Below are 2,623 nucleotides of genomic sequence, written 5' to 3' on the forward strand. Positions count from 1 at the left end.
AGTCTGTTTTTTTACCCAGCCGACCTTGTTCTGTGTAGATGAAGTGCCTACACTATCGAGGGGTGGTACGTCTTGTTTCATTATTGATTACTCTAAATTTAGTGATTAGGAAGCCCTGCGGATTGCGATCACTGCGTACCGTGTTGAGTAATGAGCAGGCGGTTACAAGAGACCGCTCTGTGACATTACTCTTGCGGTAGATGGTCTGTGTGCCATAGACCACAGCCTCATAGGGGTAAGTATTAAAGTCACAAGAGATAGAATCAACCGTCAGCACCTGAGAGGTGTTTGTTGAGATGAGACGATTATAGTACTTTTCCTCTTGCAAGTCTGTGTAGTAGTTGTAAGCAGACTCGTCGGCCATATCCAATGCTCGACTGATATTGCTCTGTATCGCTTGCGACTCAGGAGCCAGCGTGAAGAACAATTCGTGAAATCGTCTAAGATGCTCACGAGCCTCTACAGGACGATTGGCTTCAACATCTTGTGCTAGAGCAAGGATAAGCGACTTACCTTGGTCAAGTACGTATATCTTCTCACGTTGCTTATTTGCAAAGTTATAGGCACTGACAAGAGAGCTTAACGCTACGCCCATACACAATAGAGCGAAGACTATTGTGTACAGACGTACACGCCTAAAGCTATTCTCGATATTACGTAAGCTCTTAAAGTCCATAGTAGATTATTTCTTTGGCTTTAAGAAGTTGTACGCTTTCTTGGCTCCGCTTGCAACCACTGTAGCTCCAGCAGTTACAGCTCCGCCAGCTACGGCACCTGCCCTAGCTCCAGCTAAGCCCGCAAGACGAGAGCCTCCCGAGGTGAGGTTGCGAGTGAGACCTCCACCGCCACCTCCAGCCTCTACAATCCAGCCTGATACAGTCGGAACGGTCGTGAAGGCAACCAAGCCAATGATGTAGAAAACAATCATAGCATAGGAACACCCGAACTTACCACTTTGGAAGTCTGCAAGTTGCATACGACACATCTCAATTTCGATACTGTTAAGTATCAGATTGAGAATGTTCGCCACAGGTAACCATAGCGACAAGTGGATATATCGTGAAATCCACGAGACCAAACTAGCCTGAAACCCATCAAAAATGGCAAAAGCAAAGACGATAGGACCGAGAAGAGTTAAGATGAGTAGCATAAAGGAGGAGACCGTGTACAGCAGTAGCTTAGCACAGTCTAACAGCCATTGCAGAATATCTTGTACGATACCCATTATCCAAAAATCAACCTGAACTCTAAGAGATGCAGTATTGCCTAGTATCAAATCAAAAAAGCTACCATCGCTCATCTCTTCTAGCTTCTGCTCTATATAGTTTTGGAGGTCGTTACGAGCTTGCTCTAGCTCCCCCTGATTGGACTCACAAAGAGTTTCTGTGCCTTGAGAGATAGCCCCAATCACATCGTTCAGGGGTTCTGTCACCCAAGTGAAGTTCATAATAAGCAGACCTAAAACGAACGGTCTCAAAAGAGGAAAGACATCGATAGGCTCAGCATTAGCCAGCGAACGCCATACTCGATAAGCTATGTAGAGCAACGCTCCCAAAGCTCCTAGCGATTGGGCTAGGAGCATATAGCCATCGAGGTTCGCCGTGATAATTTGCTCGATAAGCCTATCTAGTGTCTCATATAAACTACTGAAGCTCATCTGCTTTTATATCCATTAAGGCGGTTAATCATTCGACGGGTGTTAGCTCTAGCCTCTCGACCCATTGCTATTCGATCGTAGTCTTTGACAATGCGATAAGCTTTGTCTCGGAGATCGACAACTTTATCACTAAGTTCCTTGACTATTTTGTAGCGATCGGCTTGAGACATCTGGAGGGTTTTGCCATCGGAAGATTTGCGAGGTTCAGAAAAACTCTTTAACTCTTTTACGAGCCCCATACACTCCTGAAGGATTTCCATAGTCTTCTTCCAACTTTTAGTCTTTTCGGAATCAAAGAGGTACTTATTATTGCGTTGATTTCGCAACACATTATCGGGAATTCTACTCAAATCCTCAACTGCCTTAACGGCTTTCTTCACATCTTGACCAGCCGAAACGATAGAAGATACATTAGAATAAAGAGCCGCCCATTTTTCAGTTTCTTCTGCGAAGCGATCAAATTGTTTTTTAAACTCAACGACATCGCTCGCAATAACCGAAGGATCGGCAACAATTAGTTGCGCTTTAGCAGGTAGCCCTGCTCCAAGGAGGAGCAGAGCTGTAGTTATGATGGCTGTTAGCCATCGGACGTGATTACGTTTCATAGATTATATTGTGATAGAGGTTTAAGACTGGCGCGTGCAATGCACCAACACTTCGACTTCTTGATGCTTAGAGGTGTTGATCAGATACTCAGCCTCACTGGAGGTTCTTCTCGTAGGACGAAGAAGCCCTGAAGGATCTGAGGCAACAAAAGTAATTCTATAACCATCCTTTGCTTTTATAGAGAGCTTGACATCGTCACCCATTCGAACGGAAATTGTATGCAAACCAGGACCATCGGACGTCATCAGAGGGGGTAAGTCGTTAAGAGACATTTCTGCGATTTCTGTCGGATCGTAGCGAACTACAACTCTAGACTCTAGCACTTTATAAAAGACGACATTGACGTCTGTAGCCCCATTG

At 44.9% G+C, this 2,623-nt stretch carries 4 protein-coding genes; all 4 read right to left on the reverse strand.

The genetic code is table 11. From position 1 onward, the window contains the following. Positions 1 to 52: 52 nt before the first annotated feature. Positions 53 to 676 carry a conjugative transposon protein TraK gene (gene traK, locus PORUE0001_RS04945; RefSeq protein WP_007365368.1) on the reverse strand — a complete coding sequence of 208 codons (624 nt, stop codon included), beginning with the start codon at positions 674 to 676 and terminating at the stop codon, positions 53 to 55. A gap of 6 nt (positions 677 to 682) precedes the next feature. Beyond that, positions 683 to 1,657, reverse strand: a complete 975-nt coding sequence (locus PORUE0001_RS09810; protein WP_007365370.1) for a conjugal transfer protein TraJ — start codon at positions 1,655 to 1,657, stop codon at positions 683 to 685. Next, the gene (locus tag PORUE0001_RS04955) at positions 1,654 to 2,262 is read right to left on the reverse strand and encodes a hypothetical protein (protein ID WP_007365371.1); all 609 of its coding nucleotides are present in this window, start codon (positions 2,260 to 2,262) and stop codon (positions 1,654 to 1,656) included. The genes PORUE0001_RS09810 and PORUE0001_RS04955 overlap by 4 nt, the downstream gene beginning before the upstream one ends. Before the next feature lie 21 nt (positions 2,263 to 2,283). Continuing rightward, a partial coding sequence (locus tag PORUE0001_RS10865; protein WP_232501419.1) for a hypothetical protein occupies positions 2,284 to 2,623 on the reverse strand: 340 nt, incomplete at its 5' end.

This window comes from Porphyromonas uenonis 60-3 (genome assembly GCF_000174775.1).
GTDB lineage: Bacteria > Bacteroidota > Bacteroidia > Bacteroidales > Porphyromonadaceae > Porphyromonas > Porphyromonas uenonis_A.

Bases quoted from the DNA above. Each gene is read 5' to 3' on its own strand.
- traK (WP_007365368.1), bottom strand. From the start codon at position 676: ATGGACTTTAAGAGCTTACGTAATATCGAGAATAGCTTTAGGCGTGTA.
- PORUE0001_RS09810 (WP_007365370.1), bottom strand. From the start codon at position 1,657: ATGAGCTTCAGTAGTTTATATGAGACACTAGATAGGCTTATCGAGCAA.
- PORUE0001_RS04955 (WP_007365371.1), bottom strand. From the start codon at position 2,262: ATGAAACGTAATCACGTCCGATGGCTAACAGCCATCATAACTACAGCT.